The following is a 16,530-nucleotide window of genomic DNA, read 5'->3' on the forward strand; positions in this document are numbered from 1 at the left end:
CTTAATGTATTAATTTTTCAATATATGGCTTTAAATCTTCAAATTCTATATGAAGATATGTTGAGTATGAAAAAAACATTTTGATTATGATATTACATACTAATTTATCATTATTAAAGAAATTTTCTTGTTCTAAAGCTTCATATACTTTATTTGAAAGTTGCTCATGAAAATCATTTTTATGTTTTTTCATTTCGATAAATCTTTCCACTCCAAAAGTATCTAAAAAATCATCATATTGAATATTATGAACCTTGTTTATAAAATTTCTTATTTCTGTAAAGATAATATTTAGTTTTTCAATGTAATTATCACTATTTTTATTAGAGTATTCAATTCGCCTTATCAATAAATCCCATTCTGATTTTGTAATATATTCTATTATTTCTTGTTTTGATTTGAAGTAATTATATACTGTACCTGCGCTTATACCACACCTTTGAGCTATTTTTCTTATACTAATATTTGAGTAATCTTCTTCCAAAATCATATCTCGAGACACTTTTAGTATATCTTCCTTAACGTTTTCTAAAATCTTAGGCATCTGACCACCTCTTCTATTAAAATTATTATGAACACTGTTTATTATAAACCTTTAAAATTTATTAATCAATATGAAAGCTATAATGTATAATATTAATATATAGATATGGTGTAAAATAAATGTCTTATTATATAAGTATTTAATCTAATTAAATTTATATTTTTTATATTTAAACAGGAATATGTACTAAAATTATGTAATATTAGATTTTTCTTTTTAATAAGTTAATAATATTATTATATGATAAGGAGAATAAAATGATGGAAAAGAAGTATGTAATGGCACTAGACCAAGGAACAACTAGTTCAAGAGCTATATTATTTAATAAAAAAGGTGAAATAGTAAAAATTGCGCAAAAGGAATTTAAACAGATTTATCCAAAAGCTGGCTGGGTAGAACATGACCCTATGGAAATATGGGGTTCACAAAGTGGGGTAATGAGAGAGGTCATAGAAACAGCAGGTATAAGACCAGAAGAAATTGCTTCAATAGGTATAACTAATCAAAGAGAGACTACCATTGTTTGGAGTAGGTATACTGGGAAACCGATTTATAACGCAATAGTATGGCAATGTAGAAGAACATCAGAAATCTGTGATGTACTCAAAAGTAAAGGATTAGAGGAATCGATAAAGGAAAAAACGGGTCTTTTGATAGATGCATACTTTTCAGCAACAAAAATAAAGTGGATACTAGATAATGTAGAAGGTGCTAGAGAAAAAGCAGAACAAGGCGAATTATTATTTGGTACTATAGATACATGGTTAATATGGAACTTAACGCGTGGAAAAGTACATATAACAGATTATTCAAATGCATCTAGAACGATGATGTACAATATAAATAACTTAGAGTGGGATAAAGACATACTACGAGAACTAGATATACCAATAAGTATGTTACCAGTAGTAAAACCTTCTAGCTATGTCTATGGTCATACAGATGAACGTATGCTATCAGGCGCTAAAATACCTATTGCTGGATGCGCAGGAGACCAACAAGCAGCATTGTTTGGTCAAAATTGTATTGAAGAAGGTACTGCAAAAAATACTTATGGAACAGGTTGCTTTTTACTTATGAACACAGGGAGCAATATAGTTAAATCTAAACATGGTTTGCTTACAACAATTGCTTGGGGTGTTGATGGAAAAGTAACTTATGCATTAGAAGGAAGTATATTTATTGGAGGGGCATCTATCCAATGGCTTAGAGATGAACTTAAAATGATTGAATCTGCAAGCGATAGTGAAATTTATGCAAATAGAGTAGAAGATACTAATGGTGTGTATGTAGTACCTGCATTTACAGGTCTTGGTGCTCCATATTGGGATATGTATGCTAGAGGGTCAATATTGGGTATTACAAGAGGTGCAAAAAAAGAGCATATAATTAGAGCAACATTGGAATCAATTGCGTACCAAACAAAAGATGTATTAGAAGCAATGCAACACGATTCAAAATTAAAATTAAAGTCATTAAAGGTTGATGGAGGAGCAAGTAATAATAATTTCTTAATGCAATTCCAGTCAGATATACTAAATGTAGATATAGATAGACCTAAAATAGTAGAAACTACAGCTTTGGGAGCTGCTTATTTAGCAGGATTGTGTGTAGGATTCTATATTGGAAGAAATGAAATTACATCAAAATGGTCAGTCGAAAAAGAGTTTAATCCAAATATGAGTGAAGAGAATAGAATTAGATTATATAAAGGTTGGAAGAAAGCTGTGTCAAGAGCTTTAAGTTGGGAAAAAGAAGATGAGCAAGACCTTTAAAGGTTAGATGCATTTGAATTTAAAAGTAGGGCTTTTGTAAAGCTCTACTTTTTTATTTTTACTTTTTTATTCTCAAATTTATATTTTTGTATAGTTGTAACCAAGTAGTATAATCTATTTTTCATTTTCGTATAAAAACATTGGTATAGAATTATAAATATGCTGGTCTCCAACAACCAAAAGAATATCTCCTTCTAAAAATTCAATATATGGACCAGGAGAGATTATAAGTTCCTCACCTCTTTTAATTGCAACGATTGTAGCCCCTGTATTTTGCCAAAACTTAGTTTGTGCAGCTGTTTGGCCAATGTACTTACAATTAGAATTTATTGTGAACTGAACGGGCACTAAGGGGTTTATTATTTCGAGTCTATTAGAATAATCTATAATTTTATTTATAGTATCTAAGATTTCATTTTCTAGATTTGATTTAGTATCTATTAAATTGTAAAGTGTTGATTTATATGATGATATATTTGTAATGTCTCTATATTTTTTTATAAAAGAAGAAGCTTTGCCTGGTGATAATACAATAACACCTTTACCTTTTATGCTTTTAACAACACCAATATCTTCTAAAATTTTAACAGCTCTCCTTATAGTTTCTGGTGATACGTTGTATTTACCAGCCAAAACAGAGCGTCCAAACAATACTGAATCTTCCTGTATTTCACCTGTATATATTTTATTTGCAATATCCAAAGCTATCTTTTGGTATATTGGCATAGTATAGTTTTTTTCCATTGTTTTTCCTCCAATATAAAATTTATGTTAAAAAATATATAATCTTAATAATACTATTGTATAATTTATAAATTTATATGTCTACATTATGTACAAATATTGTCGTTTTTTTAAAATAATATTTTAACGTGCATTTAGTATACATATTTTTATTTTGCTCTTCAAAGTATGTAATGAAGTATTTAAGGGAATGTAAAGACATTCTATGGAGAAAAATAAATAATTATATAGATGAAATAAACAAATGAATGAAAAAAAACACTTCTGTCTTGCATATAAAGTTATTAAAATTGAAAAATGCTTTAAAAATGAAAGTCAAAAGCTATAATTTATCTATAAATAATTAATTATTAACTAAAAAATAGGAAAAATGTTTTTTGAAAAAGAACTACAAATGAATGTCGATTTAAAATAATTGCAAAAAAATTCCTTAAATGGTAAAATTATATTAATTAAATGTATTGAAATAGTTGGAAAAATAAAAATGCATACAAGTAATAAAATATTTCATGCAATATATATAATAAACAAAATTTAAAAATTAAAACTACTTATTCTATCAAAATGTTAGCAAGGGGGGTCATAAATTGTATAAAGTAGATTTAAATAGCGATTTAGGAGAAAGTTTTGGAACATATAAGATTGGTTTAGATGAAGAAGTCTTAAAATATATTTCATCAGCTAATATAGCCTGTGGATTTCATGCAGGAGATCCTAGTCACATGGATAAAACAGTAAAACTTGCCAAAGAAAATGGAGTTAAAATAGGAGCACATCCAGGTTTTTTAGATTTAATAGGATTTGGAAGACGTGAGATGAAAATAACAAAACAAGAAGCTAAAGATTATACAAAGTATCAATTGGGAGCATTAATGGCATTTGCAAGTTCAAATGGATGTAATATACAGCATGTAAAGCCACATGGAGCTTTATACAATATGGCTGCAAAAGATAAAAATTTAGCCATGGCTATTTGTGAAGCTATATATGAAGTTAATAAAGATATTACTTTGTTAGGGCTATATAATAGTGAAATGATAAGTTCAGCTAAAGAGATTGGACTTAAGTTTGCAAATGAAGTATTTGCAGATAGAGCCTATGATAGCAACGGTTTTTTGGTTCCAAGAAATGTAGAAGGAGCCGTTATACATGATACAGAAACTGCAATAGATAGAGTTGTTAAGATGGTAAAAGAAGGAACAGTGGAAACTATAACTGGTGAAATTATACATATTAAAGCAGACTCTATATGTGTGCATGGAGACAATCCAAAGGCAATAGAGTTTGTTAAAGAAATAAGAAAACGTTTTGAATTAGAAAGTATAGAAGTTTGTCCATTAGAAAATATGGAAGTTTGTTCATCAGAGGACATATTGTAAGGTTGATAATATGAGGGGGAAATAAAATATGAGTACAAAAAATATTACTGATAAAGAAAAAGGTAAAAAAGACGTTGGGGCACTTATAGGAGCCGCATTTATAATGGCAACATCAGCAATTGGGCCAGGGTTTTTAACTCAGACAGCACAGTTTACTCAAGATTTTGGGCCAAGTTTTTCATTTGTAGTATTAATTACAACTATCCTTTTTATAGGAGCTCAAGTAAATGTATGGAGAGTAATTGGTGTATCAGGGCTTAGAGGTCAAGATATAGCAAATAAAATAGTACCTGGCTTGGGTTACTTTGTAGCTTTTTTAGTAGGCCTTGGTGGATTAGCTTTTAATATAGGAAATGTTGGTGGAGCTGCACTTGGTATGAATGTAATGTTTAATATGAATATGACATTAGGAACTATATTAAGTGGGTTAATAGCAATATTTGTATTTATGTCAAAGAATTCAAATTCTTTAGTAGATAAGATAACTAAGTTTTTAGCATTAGGCATGATAATTATAGTTGGATATGTAGCAATATCAAATCATCCTCCTGTTGGAGAAGCAGTTTATAGAATGGTAAAACCAGAAAATCCAAAGACATTGATATTTCCAATAATAACTCTACTTGGAGGAAGTGTTGGAGGATATATAACATTTGCTGGAGGACATAGATTAATAGATGCTGGAATAACAGGTGAAGAAAATATAAAAGAAATAACTAAATCATCTCTTTTAGGGATATTGGTTGCAACTATGATGAGGGTACTTCTATTTTTAGCAATATTAGCAGTAGTTTCAAAAGGGCTTCAACTTGACCCAGAAAATCCAGCAGCTTCAGCTTTCAAGTTTAGTGCAGGAGCGATAGGATATAAATTCTTTGGGCTTGTATTATGGTCTGCTGCAATTACATCAGTTATAGGAGCTGCTTATACATCAGTTTCCTTCTTAAAGACGTTAAATCCTTTTATAGCAAAAAATGAAAAGTACTTTATAATAGCATTTATAGCTATATCAACACTTATAATGGCATTTATAGGTAAACCAGCAACTCTATTAATTTTAGCAGGTGCTTTAAATGGTTTAATACTTCCAATAACTTTAGGAATAATGCTTATAGCATCTAAGAGAAAAGATATTGTTGGTGATTATAAACATCCTACATGGCTTTTGATATTTGGATTAATAGTAGTTTTAATATCTGCTTATGCAGGAATAACTTCTCTTAGTAGTCTAAGTACTTTATTTGCTTAATTTAGAAGAGGTGACATTTATGGAAACTAGATACTTGCTATCAGGAGACAAAGCAGTAGTTGCTGAATTTGGAAATGAGATATCAGAAGATATAAATAAAAAAGTAATTTCGTTTATGAGAGCGATAGAAATATCAAATCTTAAAGGTATTGTTACAGAAATGGTGCCAACATACAGGTCACTTATGATAAGTTACAATCCCTTGAAAATAGATTTTGATAGTTTAATTGAGAGTTTAAAAAAAATAGAAAATAATTTAGAAAGTATAGAGCTACCAAAACCTAAAATGCATGAAATTCCAGTATGTTATGATAAGGTATTTGGTATAGATATTGAAACTGTTGCAAGCTACAATAATCTGACTGTAGATGAAGTCATAAATATACACACAGGCAGAGAGTATTTAATATATATGTTAGGATTTACTCCTGGATTTCCATATCTAGGTGGAATGGATGAAAGAATAGCTACACCTAGATTAGAAGTACCAAGAATTAAAATTTACGGTGGAAGTGTGGGAATAGCTGGTTCTCAGACAGGTGTATATCCTATAGATAGCCCTGGTGGATGGCAAATAATTGGGAGAACACCTTTAAAACTATATGATGAAAATAGAGAAGAGCAAATTTTACTTCGAGCTGGAGATTTTATAAAGTTTGTTCCAATAACTTTAGATGAATTTATAGAAATTGAAAAAAATAATTTAAGTGTTTAAAAATAGTGATAATGCAGGGAGTGGTATATATGGGATTTAAAGTAGAATTAGGAGGTTTCCAAACATTAATACAAGACAGAGGTAGAGTTGGATATGGACAATATGGTGTATCTGGGTGTGGAGCAATGGACGAATATGCACATAGAGTAGGAAATATATTAGTTGGAAATTCTGAAGATGAAGCTTCTTTGGAGGTTCTAATGTTAGGTCCTACAATTACCTTTGATGAATATACACAAATAGCAGTAACTGGCGGAGATTTAGGAGCTAGAATAAATGGAAAAGAGATTCAAAATTGGAGGTCATATCAAATAAATCCTGGTGACATATTATCATTTAGAGGTGTAAAATCAGGAGCTAGAGCATATGTATCAATAGCTGGTGGAATAGATGTGCCACTTGCAATGGGAAGTAAATCAACTTATACAAGAGCTAAGATTGGTGGATTTGAAGGTAGAGCACTTAAAAAAGGCGATTATATAAATACTTTTGCTCAGGAAAAAGATTTTACAATAAATAAAAAATTAAATTCAAAATATATTCCAAATTATAGTTCAGAAATAGTACTGAGAATTGTAAAAGGCCCTCAATTTGATGCTTTTTCTAAAGATGAAGTAGAAAAATTCTTATCAAATGAATACAAAGTTACAAATGAAATAGATAGAATGGGTTGTAGACTAGATGGAGAGAGTATAAAGCACCTTAATGGAGCAGATATTATCTCTGATGGTATTTCTTATGGAGCTATACAAGTACCTGGACATGGGAAACCTATTATAATGCTATCAGATAGACAGACTAGTGGTGGCTATACTAAAATAGGGAATGTTATAAGTGTAGATTTATATAAGTTGTCACAAGCAAAACCAAATGATGTAGTAAAGTTTGAGTTTGTAGATATATATGAAGCTCATAGATTATTGAGAGAACAAGAAGATAAGATTCAAGATATATATAAAAGTATGAAAAATATAAGAGTTGTTAAAGCCAAAGTATTAAATGATATAGCGGTTTAATTTAAATTTAATTAATATTAATTTTTGTTACAATTTAAAATACAATTTAGAAATAGCTATTTACTATTTGCCATTATTAAAATGGTTTGAATTAGTCAAATAGCTATTTTTATTTGAGTAGATACATTAATTTTAAAAGAGCTTACGTTTTGGTTCTATGTATTAAACATTTTAAGTATTAAACAATTGTATTATAGATATTTACTTGGACTTTATCGGCCAAATGGGAGGTGATATAACACCATATCCACGAGCTATTGTATCTTTACTTGGATTGATGATTTTATGAGGTACATTGGCTTTTATAAATGTTGAGTCCCCTGGATTTAATCTTACTATTTTTTCACCCATACAAATATCAACTATACCACTTGTTACTACCATGATTTCCTCTGATGCATGATAGATACAATCTTTAGCATCTTCACTTTCTGGATTAAGTTCAAATTCTACAAGTAAAATTGAAGGTGCAAAATCAGCTGTTGGCATTGGAGATACTATCTCATAAAACATTTCACTTTTTGGAAACTTCATCATAACTCTATCTTCTTTTCTGATGACTAAATCATCAGTATTATTATCATCCATAAACATATATAAAGGAGTATCTAAAACTTCAGCGATTTTTCTTAATGAAGACAGGGATGGTTCGATAGCATCTCTTTCGATTTGAGATATATAACTTATAGATAAGTCTGTCAATTTGGAAACATCACTTAGTGTTTTTTTCTTGTTTTTTCTTATATTTCTCATTTTTTCCCCTAGCATAAGAACCTCCAAATAATAAAATTTATACAAAATATTCGATTAAAACAAAGTAATTATAGCATAACATAGAAGTAGTAGCAAGAAAGATGCATGGAAGATTTTAAGAATTAGCAATTAGTGAGATGCAAATAAAATCTTATAAAAATAAATTATTGATGAATTAATATAATGCAGAAGAATTTAATTTATGATTATTAATTTAAAGGGTGGTATTGTAGAATATTTTAGAAAAAAGTAAATTTTCAGTAAATTATATTGACAGAAGTATTGAAGTAATAATATAATTTGAAGTGTAAAAGTAAAAAAATTAAATTATTACTTCAAAAATAAGGAGGTTAACATGAAAATAACAGATATTAAATTTGAGAAATTAAGAATTAAATTAAGAAAGCCTGTTGTAGTTTCGTTTGGAACAATTGAATATGGAGAGAGCATAATCTTAAAAATTGAGACTGATGAAGGTTACTATGGATTTGGAGAAGCTGCTCCTCTTGCAGCAGTTACAGGTGAAGCTTTAGATACTGTACTTTCTATATTAATTATGTTTAAGAAGGAACTTATAGGTAAAGACCCATTGGATATTGAAACTATACATACAATTATGGATGGAATCATAATAGGTAATACTTCTGCTAAAGCAGCAATTGATATAGCTTTGTATGACCTTAAAGGTAAAATTATGAATGTACCTCTTTATAAGGTTCTTGGAGGATATGATAACAAAGTTCAAACAGATGTAACTATAGGTATAGATAAACCAGAGAAAATGGCGGAAGAAGCACTGGGAAGAGTTAGAGAAGGTTTTAGAATATTGAAGCTTAAAGCTGGAATAAGACCTGAAGAAGATATTGAAGCTGTAAAATTAATTAGAGAAGCTGTTGGAGATAATATAAGAATTAGAATAGATGCAAATCAAGGTTGGAATGTAAATAGTAGTATAAATACTATCAAAAAACTAGAAAAATTTGGTGTTGATGCGATTGAACAAGCACTTCCACATTGGGATTTAGATGGAACTGCCTACATAAGAAATAAGAGTAATACCAAGATTATGATAGATGAGTCATTACATTCACCAATAGATGCAATTAAAGCTATAAAGAAAAATGCAGTTGATACGTTTAATATCAAGTTAATGAAATCTGGCGGAATTTATCCTGCAATAAAAATCAACAATATAGCTGAAGCAAGTGGGGTTAATTGTATGTTAGGATGTATGCTTGAAACAAGGATTGGTATAACAGCAGCAGCCAATTTAATAGCATCTAAGAAGAATATAACAGAAGCTGACCTTGATAGTTTTATGTTTTGTGAAGAATTAGAAAGTATATCTGGAGGATTTGAAATGGATGGAGATATTATGAATCTTGTAAATAAACCAGGTTTAGGAATAGAAGTGAACTTATGATGAAATTAGGGGGTTAAATATGAATACACTTTTTTCAAGTACAGGTAGTATACTTGCAATAATGACAGCTATGATTGCATTTGGACTTTACTTACAAAAATATAAAGTAACTAAAAGCTTAGGACCAGCACTTACAATAATCATAATGGGAATAATACTTTCAAATTTAAAAGTAGTTCCAGTAAGTACAGAATTATATGGAACTATTTCTACATATGCTATACCAGTTTCCATGACTATAATGTTGATGAGTGTTGACTTAAAAGAAATGACAAAGCTATCAAGAGAGCCTTTAATAGCAATTTTTGTGGCAGTATTGACAGTAAGCATAATGGCGTTTTTATTTGGATTGGTATTTGCAGGCGAAATATCAGAAGGATGGAAAGTCGCAGGGATGTTTGTAGGTACATATACTGGAGGAAGCGCTAATCTTACAGCTATTGGAACTGGTCTTAATGTAAGTAGGCAGACTCTAGCAGCAGCAAATGCAGCAGATTATGTAATTGGAGTTCCAACATTAATATTTATGTTTGCACTTCCAGCAGTATTAAAAAATTCGAAGAAATTTCAAAAGTTTTGGCCATATCATGTAGAAGAATCGGAATTAGAAGATTGCCAGAACGAAGAATTTATGCAATCAAAAGAGTGGAGTATAAAAGATATTGCTTGGATGTTGGCTATAGGTTTTGTTGTTACAGAGATTGCAACAATACTTTCAGGATATTTTAGTTCAAGTTTTAGTAGTGCAGCAAGAATTCTTTTAGTTACAACAATTTCGATTATAATTGCTCAGTTAAAACCAGTAAAAAAATTAAAGGGTAATTTAGATTTAGGATTATTTGTTGCATTATTCTTTTTATGTACAATAGGATTTTCAGTAGATATAAAAGAGTTTTTAGGTTCAACTTTTACTATAACGTTTTACTGCTTTAGCATAATATTTGCTTCATTTGCCTTCCATCTATTTGTAACTAGAATGTTAAAGATAAAGTACCAATATGTAATACTTTCTATAGTAGGAGCAATTGCTGATGGTCCAACATCAGCTTTAGTAGCTGCTTCAGCAAAATGGAATTCGCTTGTAAGTGTAGCTGTAGTTATGGGGGTAATTGGTGGAGTATTAGGAAATTATGCAGGCATATCGGTGGCATATGCAATAAAAATGTTTCTTGGTCTATAGGAGGTGACTTTATTGAGAAAGTTTAAGTTATATATATCTGGTTTATATAGTGGTAATGTAGTATTTGACGAAGTTTTACTTATTGAAAAGCTGAATCCTTTTACAAATGAAATAGAAGAAATAAAACCTATGAGTAAAGAGGAAGGCACATATTATTTAAATCTTACAAAAATAGATTTGAAATTTTTATTTGAAAAATTTAATGTTTATAGCAATAGTTTAATAAACACAGACAAAAGTATAGTTGTAAATGAGTTAGGAGAAACATATTCTAAGTTTAATGACTATATCTGGGTTCAAAGAAATAAAAAATTTCCTTTAGATGTAATTGTTTTGGATAATAAAGTAGTTGGATTTATATGTTTGTCTAGGGAAACTTGTACTATATTAATTATGGATGGATATGAGGATTATACGATATTAAAAGAGTGGAAAAAAACACATGAAAATGAAGAGATATATCCTATAAAATTTGATGGAAATTACATGATTGATATGAAAGATGGAATAAAACTTTCTACAGATGTATATCTTCCTAAGTTTGAAGACTCTACTAAAAAAGTACCCACAATTCTTATGAGAACTCCATATGGAAAAGAAAATGATAAAGAAATATATTATAAGTATGTACAAAGGGGATATGCTGTTGTAATACAAGATGTCAGGGGAAGAAATGAATCAGAAGGTAAGTGGGAGCCTATGATATATGAAAGAGAAGATGGAGATAGTACTATAAATTGGATAGTAGCACAAGAATGGTCAAATGAAGTTGTTGGAATGCTGGGAGCATCATACCTTGGTTATGTTCAATGGGCAGCTGCATCTTCAGGAAACAAACACCTAAAAGCTTTAATTAGTATAGTTACAGCAGGTAGCCCTTTCATTGATATACCAAGAAAAGGTGGAGCTTTTGTATCTGGAATGCTTGCATGGGCATTTATGGTATCAAGAAATAAAGTTGATAGAAGTAAAATGATAAGAGATGACTGGGATGATGTTTTAAATATAAGACCAATACAAAATATACCTATTGAAGCACTTGGATATAGAATAGAATTTTTAGAAGAGTGGATAAAAAGAGTAGAAAAGGATGAATATTGGGATAGGATGGATTGGCATCTAAAAAAAGATAAAATAAATGTGCCTGCATTAGTCATATCTGGATGGTATGATGATAATGGTATGGGTACTACAGAAGCTTTGGATGTAATAAAAAATTATGAAAGAGGAAAGAGAAAGGCTATATTAGGTCCATGGATGCATAATTCAAACACTATAAGGGATATAAATGATATTCCTTTTGGAGATAATTCATTGAGGTATGATGTAGACTATAACTATCTATTATGGTTTGATAAATACTTAAAAGGAATAGAAAATGATATAGATAAGACTGCTCCAATAGAGTATTATTCAGTAGGTTCGAATGAATGGAAGATGGCAGAAAATTGGCCAATAGAAAATAAAATAGATAAAAGCATCTATTTAATAAGTGGTGGAAATGCTAATACATCTTTAGGGGATGGAAAACTATCTTTTGAAGAATGTTCAAAATATAGTTATGATAGCTACATATATAATCCAAAAGACCCTTCAATACAGTTGATTGATATGTCAGAAAATGAAGTGGGAGTTCCAAATAATTATAAAGATTTGGAGAAAAGAAGTGATATGTTGTGTTATACATCAGATGCTTTTAGTGAAGAATTTACTATAACAGGTGATATAAAGTTGGAATTCTTTGCATCAAGTTCTGCAAAAGATACTGATTGGGTCATAAAAATTATGGATGTGGATTCAGATGGAAACTCAATTAAATTAGCTGATGGTATACTAAGTGCTAGATTCAGAAATAGTTTTTATAAGTCAGAATTTATGGAAGAAGGAGAAATTTATAAGTTCACAATAACAACTTCAAAAATATCAAATACATTTAAAATTGGACATCGAATTAGGTTAGATATAACATCTAGTGCAAAAAACTTTATATTCCAAAATAGTAACACTAAAGATGGTTATAACAGTATTGAGTATATAAAAGCAAAAAATACAATTTATCATGGAGGTAAATACCCATCTAGATTGATAGTGCCAATAGAAAATAATTAAATTAATAAATTAAATAATAAGGAGATATAGTATAAATCAATACTATATCTCCTTATAGGTTAAAGTGATTATATTTACTTATTAAAGTCAAAGAAATTATTTTGTAGCCGCAACAACGCTCATTTCAACTAATAAGTGCTCTCTAGCAAGTCTAGCTTCAACACAAGCTCTAGCAGGTTCAAATCCTTTTTCAACCCAAGCATCCCATACAGAGTTCATAGCTTCAAAGTCTTTCATATCTCTTAAATAAATAGTAACAGATAGTAAATGTTGTTTGTCTGAACCGTATTTGTTTAATAAATCTTCTATTTTATTTAAAACTTCAGTAGTTTGCTCAACTACTCCTCCTTCAGCATGAGTTTGTCCACATAAATAAACTGTATTGTTGTGAACTACAGCTCTACTCATTCTTCCAGTTCCTTCATATCTTTTTATTTCCATATTTTAAATACCTCCATAATTAAAAAATCCACTAAAAATCTAAATAATAAATTAAAAAAAGTCTATACTATATAGAATTATATTATATATTTGGAGAATAATCTATAAAAAGATATAACTTTTTACTTATAATTATTATTGTTATTAATTGAAAAGGTTTATTAGTTACTTGACATAATTTATACTTTTAATTATAGTATAAATTGGAATATTTAGATAATTATTATTTCAATTTATAAATTTTAGTTTTTAAGTAGTTTTTAAATATAGGTTTATGTATTTTTATAGAAAAGAGGTAAATATGAGTAGTACAATCAAATCAAATCGAATAAAAGGTATAATGTTTATAATGGCATCAGCTCTTGGTTTTGCAATGATGTCTGCATTTGTAAAACTGGCAGGCGATTTGCCAAGTTTTCAAAAAGTATTTTTTAGAAACTTGGTATCGGCTATAATAGCGTTTTGGCTTATTATAAAACATAAAGGAAGTTTAACAGGTAAAAAAGAAAATATGAAGGTTCTTTTATATAGGTCAATCTTTGGAACTTTAGGAGTTATATTTAATTATTATGCAATTGATAAGTTGATGCTTTCAGATGCTAATATGCTAAATAAAATGAGTCCTTTTCTCGTAGTTATATTTTGTGCAATTATTCTAAAAGAAAAAATAAACATAAAACAGATAGGGGCAATTATAATTGCATTTATAGGAGCTTTATTTATAATAAAACCAACATTTAGTGTTGAAGTAATTCCATATCTAGGAGGAGTCGCAGGAGCTGTATTTGCAGCAATGGCATATACTTGTTTAAGAATTCTTGGAGATAGAGAAGATTATTATACAATTGTGTTTTTCTTTTCAGTTTTTTCATTAGTTACTGTAGGACCAATAGCTTTTGCAGTGTATGAACCAATGACTCTTATGCAACTTGTGTATTTGTTATTGGGTGGAGTATTTGCAAGTTTAGGTCAATTTGGTATAACTTTAGCATATAAGTATGCGCCAGCCAAAGAAATTTCTATATTTGACTATAGTAATATAATATTTTCAGCAATCTTGAGTATATTCTTGTTTAATGTTTATCCAGATACACTAAGTATTGTGGGATATGTAATAGTATTTTCAGCAGCATTTTATATGTTTTTATACAATAAAAAATTAGACAAATTGGATAAAGAAATTGACAAGCAAAATAAATGAACAAATAGTATCAAAGTTTATATTAAAAATAAATAATATTAAGCTAAAAAGGTATAGCATATTAAGTCAAAACAGCAGTTAAAAGTAAAAAACTATAACTGCTGTTTCTTTTATCAAAAATATCCAAATATATATAAAAATAGAATATAATAAAGTAGTAGAAATAATATAAAGGGGATAATTTAAAGTATGGAAAAAGTAAAAGTTGCTGTGATTGGAGCAGGTAATAGAGGTACATATGCGTATGCTCCATATGTTTATGAAAATTCTGATATATGTGAGATAGTTGCTGTAGCAGAACCTAAAGAAGGAAGACGTGAATTGTTTGCACAAAAGTATAACTTAAATAGCAAAAATGTATTTGAAAGTCTAGAAGAATTCTTTAAACAGGATAAAATGGCAGATGCAGTCATAATAGCTACAAATGATGATAGACATTATGACGTAGCAAGTTTAGCTCTTCAAAAGGGTTATCATATATTATTGGAAAAACCAATGTCTAATAGTTTAGATGGATTAGTACATATAAATGACCTGTGTGATAAATATAAAGATAAGATTTTTATGATTTGTCATGTACTTAGATACTCTCCATTTTACAATAAATTAAGAGAAATTGTAGAAAGCAAAAAATTAGGAGAGTTAGTTAGTATACAATATAATGAGAATATAGGATATTGGCATTTTGCTCATAGTTTTACTAGAGGAAATTGGAGAAATAGTAATGAGACAAGCCCTTTGATTTTGGCGAAGAGTTGTCATGATATGGATATTCTATTATATTTGGTAGGTAGTAGATGTAAAAAAATCTCTGCATTTGGAAGTTTAAAGCATCTTAATAATGAAAATGCTGGGGGAGAAATGGCACAGAATTGCCTTCAATGTTTAGTAGAAAAGAAATGTCCATATTCTGCAAAACAAATTTATCTAGAAAATGACAGAAATATAAATAGAGCTGTACATATAAATCCTACAAAAGAGAATCTTTTAAAGATACTTGAAACAAGCCCATATGGAAGATGTGTTTACAGATGTGATAATAATGTTGTAGATAACATGGTAAATATATTACAATTTGAAAATGGAGTAACAGCTACTTTTAATCTATGTGCATTTACTAAAGAAAATGGAAGAACTATAAAGATGATGTTTAGTCATGGAGAAGTTGGTGGAGATTTAAATAAAAATGAGATAAGAATTAAAGAATTTGGAAAAAATGAAGAAGTAGTTATAAATCCATCAAATAAGAAAAATATGGTAGAAGAATATGATAGAAATCTCATAGCTGAGTTCATTAAATTAGTTTCAAGTAAAAACTTAGAAAAAGGAAAAGTAGCAGCAAAAGATGCTATAGAAAGTCATATAATGGCATTTGCAGCAGAGTATTCAAGAGTGAGTGATGAAGTGGTGCATATAGATAAATTTTTCGATGATGCTATAAAGATGACTAAAGAAATAGAAGAAACTATATTTTAAATATAAAAGATTACACAAATAAAGATAGATTAGATAATAGGAATATATAAATCTTCTATTAAGTAATCTATCTTTTTATTAAGATTTTTTCTTATCTTTATCAAAAAAATCCATGCATTCAGATAAGAGATAAGAAAGTAAGGCAAATAAAATTTCTGTACTTAAAGGAATCGTTATTGAACCCATAAATGTATCAATTATGTTCATAGCTAAAAAAGTTAGTATAAAATCAATTATAAATTCGCAAAATTTGTAAATTGAATACGGCAATTTGTTTACGTATCTAAATATATCTAAAATGGTAGTGCATAGAAAATCAATTGGCATAGTTATACAAAAATATATTAAAAAGAAAATTAGTACAGACCCAAGAGATTTATATTCAAAACCTAAGAATGATAAGAAGCCAATTCCTATAACAGTGAAAATACAAAAAGTTATACCAAAAAAAACAGCAAAAAATAAAAATACAGAAATAAATTCGCCTAAAGGAATCCTTCTTTTATTACTTATCTCAATCAACTC

15 protein-coding genes are annotated in these 16,530 nt (G+C 29.0%); 10 read left to right on the forward strand and 5 right to left on the reverse strand.

Annotated elements, in window-relative coordinates:
- Position 1: 1 nt before the first annotated feature.
- Positions 2-544: a TetR/AcrR family transcriptional regulator gene (locus tag KGF46_RS01585; protein ID WP_227827252.1), complete on the reverse strand. Its 543-nt coding sequence runs from the start codon at positions 542-544 to the stop codon at positions 2-4.
- 260 nt (positions 545-804) lie between these two features.
- On the opposite strand from KGF46_RS01585, the gene glpK reads away from it, so the two are divergent.
- Positions 805-2,319, forward strand: coding sequence for a glycerol kinase GlpK (gene glpK / locus KGF46_RS01590; RefSeq protein WP_227827253.1), 1,515 nt, complete (start codon positions 805-807; stop codon positions 2,317-2,319).
- Positions 2,320-2,433: 114 nt separating this feature from the next.
- On the opposite strand, the gene KGF46_RS01595 is transcribed toward glpK, so the two are convergent.
- A complete protein-coding gene (locus KGF46_RS01595) occupies positions 2,434-3,063 on the reverse strand; it encodes a TrkA C-terminal domain-containing protein (protein ID WP_227827254.1) in 630 nt (209 codons plus the stop codon).
- Between the two features lie 587 nt (positions 3,064-3,650).
- Here KGF46_RS01595 and KGF46_RS01600 point away from each other — a divergent pair.
- Genes KGF46_RS01600 through KGF46_RS01615 form a run of 4 tightly spaced genes read left to right on the forward strand, consistent with a single transcriptional unit; the run spans position 3,651 to position 7,422 of the window.
- The gene (locus KGF46_RS01600) at positions 3,651-4,442 is read left to right on the forward strand and encodes a LamB/YcsF family protein (RefSeq protein WP_227827255.1); all 792 of its coding nucleotides are present in this window, start codon (positions 3,651-3,653) and stop codon (positions 4,440-4,442) included.
- 28 nt (positions 4,443-4,470) lie between these two features.
- On the forward strand, positions 4,471-5,691 hold the full coding sequence (locus tag KGF46_RS01605) for an NRAMP family divalent metal transporter (RefSeq protein ID WP_227827256.1): 1,221 nt from the start codon (positions 4,471-4,473) through the stop codon (positions 5,689-5,691).
- A 19-nt stretch (positions 5,692-5,710) separates the two neighbouring features.
- Entirely contained in the window at positions 5,711-6,406 is a 696-nt protein-coding gene (gene pxpB / locus KGF46_RS01610; RefSeq protein ID WP_227854573.1) for a 5-oxoprolinase subunit PxpB, read from the forward strand.
- A 29-nt stretch (positions 6,407-6,435) separates the two neighbouring features.
- A complete protein-coding gene (locus tag KGF46_RS01615) occupies positions 6,436-7,422 on the forward strand; it encodes a biotin-dependent carboxyltransferase family protein (RefSeq protein ID WP_227841945.1) in 987 nt (328 codons plus the stop codon).
- Between the two features lie 201 nt (positions 7,423-7,623).
- Here the strand turns inward: KGF46_RS01615 and KGF46_RS01620 are convergent, their stop codons facing one another.
- The gene (locus KGF46_RS01620) at positions 7,624-8,190 is read right to left on the reverse strand and encodes a helix-turn-helix domain-containing protein (protein WP_227841944.1); all 567 of its coding nucleotides are present in this window, start codon (positions 8,188-8,190) and stop codon (positions 7,624-7,626) included.
- Positions 8,191-8,530: 340 nt separating this feature from the next.
- Between KGF46_RS01620 and KGF46_RS01625 the strand changes: the two genes are divergently transcribed.
- The 3 genes from KGF46_RS01625 to KGF46_RS01635 are packed head-to-tail and all read left to right on the forward strand — an operon-like array spanning position 8,531 to position 12,887.
- Positions 8,531-9,598, forward strand: a complete 1,068-nt coding sequence (locus tag KGF46_RS01625; protein WP_227841943.1) for a dipeptide epimerase — start codon at positions 8,531-8,533, stop codon at positions 9,596-9,598.
- Between the two features lie 19 nt (positions 9,599-9,617).
- Positions 9,618-10,778: a DUF819 family protein gene (locus KGF46_RS01630; protein WP_227841942.1), complete on the forward strand. Its 1,161-nt coding sequence runs from the start codon at positions 9,618-9,620 to the stop codon at positions 10,776-10,778.
- 3 nt (positions 10,779-10,781) lie between these two features.
- The gene (locus KGF46_RS01635) at positions 10,782-12,887 is read left to right on the forward strand and encodes a CocE/NonD family hydrolase (RefSeq protein ID WP_413927271.1); all 2,106 of its coding nucleotides are present in this window, start codon (positions 10,782-10,784) and stop codon (positions 12,885-12,887) included.
- A 96-nt stretch (positions 12,888-12,983) separates the two neighbouring features.
- On the opposite strand, the gene KGF46_RS01640 is transcribed toward KGF46_RS01635, so the two are convergent.
- On the reverse strand, positions 12,984-13,328 hold the full coding sequence (locus KGF46_RS01640) for a RidA family protein (protein ID WP_227434296.1): 345 nt from the start codon (positions 13,326-13,328) through the stop codon (positions 12,984-12,986).
- 301 nt (positions 13,329-13,629) lie between these two features.
- Between KGF46_RS01640 and KGF46_RS01645 the strand changes: the two genes are divergently transcribed.
- Together KGF46_RS01645 and KGF46_RS01650 are read left to right on the forward strand one after the other, a co-directional pair.
- The gene (locus KGF46_RS01645; RefSeq protein WP_227827263.1) at positions 13,630-14,529 is read left to right on the forward strand and encodes a DMT family transporter; all 900 of its coding nucleotides are present in this window, start codon (positions 13,630-13,632) and stop codon (positions 14,527-14,529) included.
- Between the two features lie 189 nt (positions 14,530-14,718).
- Positions 14,719-16,005 carry a Gfo/Idh/MocA family protein gene (locus KGF46_RS01650; protein ID WP_227861759.1) on the forward strand — a complete coding sequence of 429 codons (1,287 nt, stop codon included), beginning with the start codon at positions 14,719-14,721 and terminating at the stop codon, positions 16,003-16,005.
- A gap of 78 nt (positions 16,006-16,083) precedes the next feature.
- Here the strand turns inward: KGF46_RS01650 and KGF46_RS01655 are convergent, their stop codons facing one another.
- Positions 16,084-16,527: a regulatory YrvL family protein gene (locus tag KGF46_RS01655; RefSeq protein ID WP_227839541.1), complete on the reverse strand. Its 444-nt coding sequence runs from the start codon at positions 16,525-16,527 to the stop codon at positions 16,084-16,086.
- Positions 16,528-16,530 lie beyond the last annotated feature (3 nt).

Source organism: Clostridioides sp. ZZV14-6153 (assembly GCF_020657855.1).
Classification (GTDB): domain Bacteria; phylum Bacillota; class Clostridia; order Peptostreptococcales; family Peptostreptococcaceae; genus Clostridioides.

Bases quoted from the DNA above. Each gene is read 5' to 3' on its own strand.
- KGF46_RS01585 (WP_227827252.1), bottom strand. From the start codon at position 544: ATGCCTAAGATTTTAGAAAACGTTAAGGAAGATATACTAAAAGTGTCT.
- glpK (WP_227827253.1), top strand. From the start codon at position 805: ATGGAAAAGAAGTATGTAATGGCACTAGACCAAGGAACAACTAGTTCA.
- KGF46_RS01595 (WP_227827254.1), bottom strand. From the start codon at position 3,063: ATGGAAAAAAACTATACTATGCCAATATACCAAAAGATAGCTTTGGAT.
- KGF46_RS01605 (WP_227827256.1), top strand. From the start codon at position 4,471: ATGAGTACAAAAAATATTACTGATAAAGAAAAAGGTAAAAAAGACGTT.
- pxpB (WP_227854573.1), top strand. From the start codon at position 5,711: ATGGAAACTAGATACTTGCTATCAGGAGACAAAGCAGTAGTTGCTGAA.
- KGF46_RS01615 (WP_227841945.1), top strand. From the start codon at position 6,436: ATGGGATTTAAAGTAGAATTAGGAGGTTTCCAAACATTAATACAAGAC.
- KGF46_RS01620 (WP_227841944.1), bottom strand. From the start codon at position 8,190: ATGCTAGGGGAAAAAATGAGAAATATAAGAAAAAACAAGAAAAAAACA.
- KGF46_RS01625 (WP_227841943.1), top strand. From the start codon at position 8,531: ATGAAAATAACAGATATTAAATTTGAGAAATTAAGAATTAAATTAAGA.
- KGF46_RS01630 (WP_227841942.1), top strand. From the start codon at position 9,618: ATGAATACACTTTTTTCAAGTACAGGTAGTATACTTGCAATAATGACA.
- KGF46_RS01640 (WP_227434296.1), bottom strand. From the start codon at position 13,328: ATGGAAATAAAAAGATATGAAGGAACTGGAAGAATGAGTAGAGCTGTA.
- KGF46_RS01645 (WP_227827263.1), top strand. From the start codon at position 13,630: ATGAGTAGTACAATCAAATCAAATCGAATAAAAGGTATAATGTTTATA.
- KGF46_RS01650 (WP_227861759.1), top strand. From the start codon at position 14,719: ATGGAAAAAGTAAAAGTTGCTGTGATTGGAGCAGGTAATAGAGGTACA.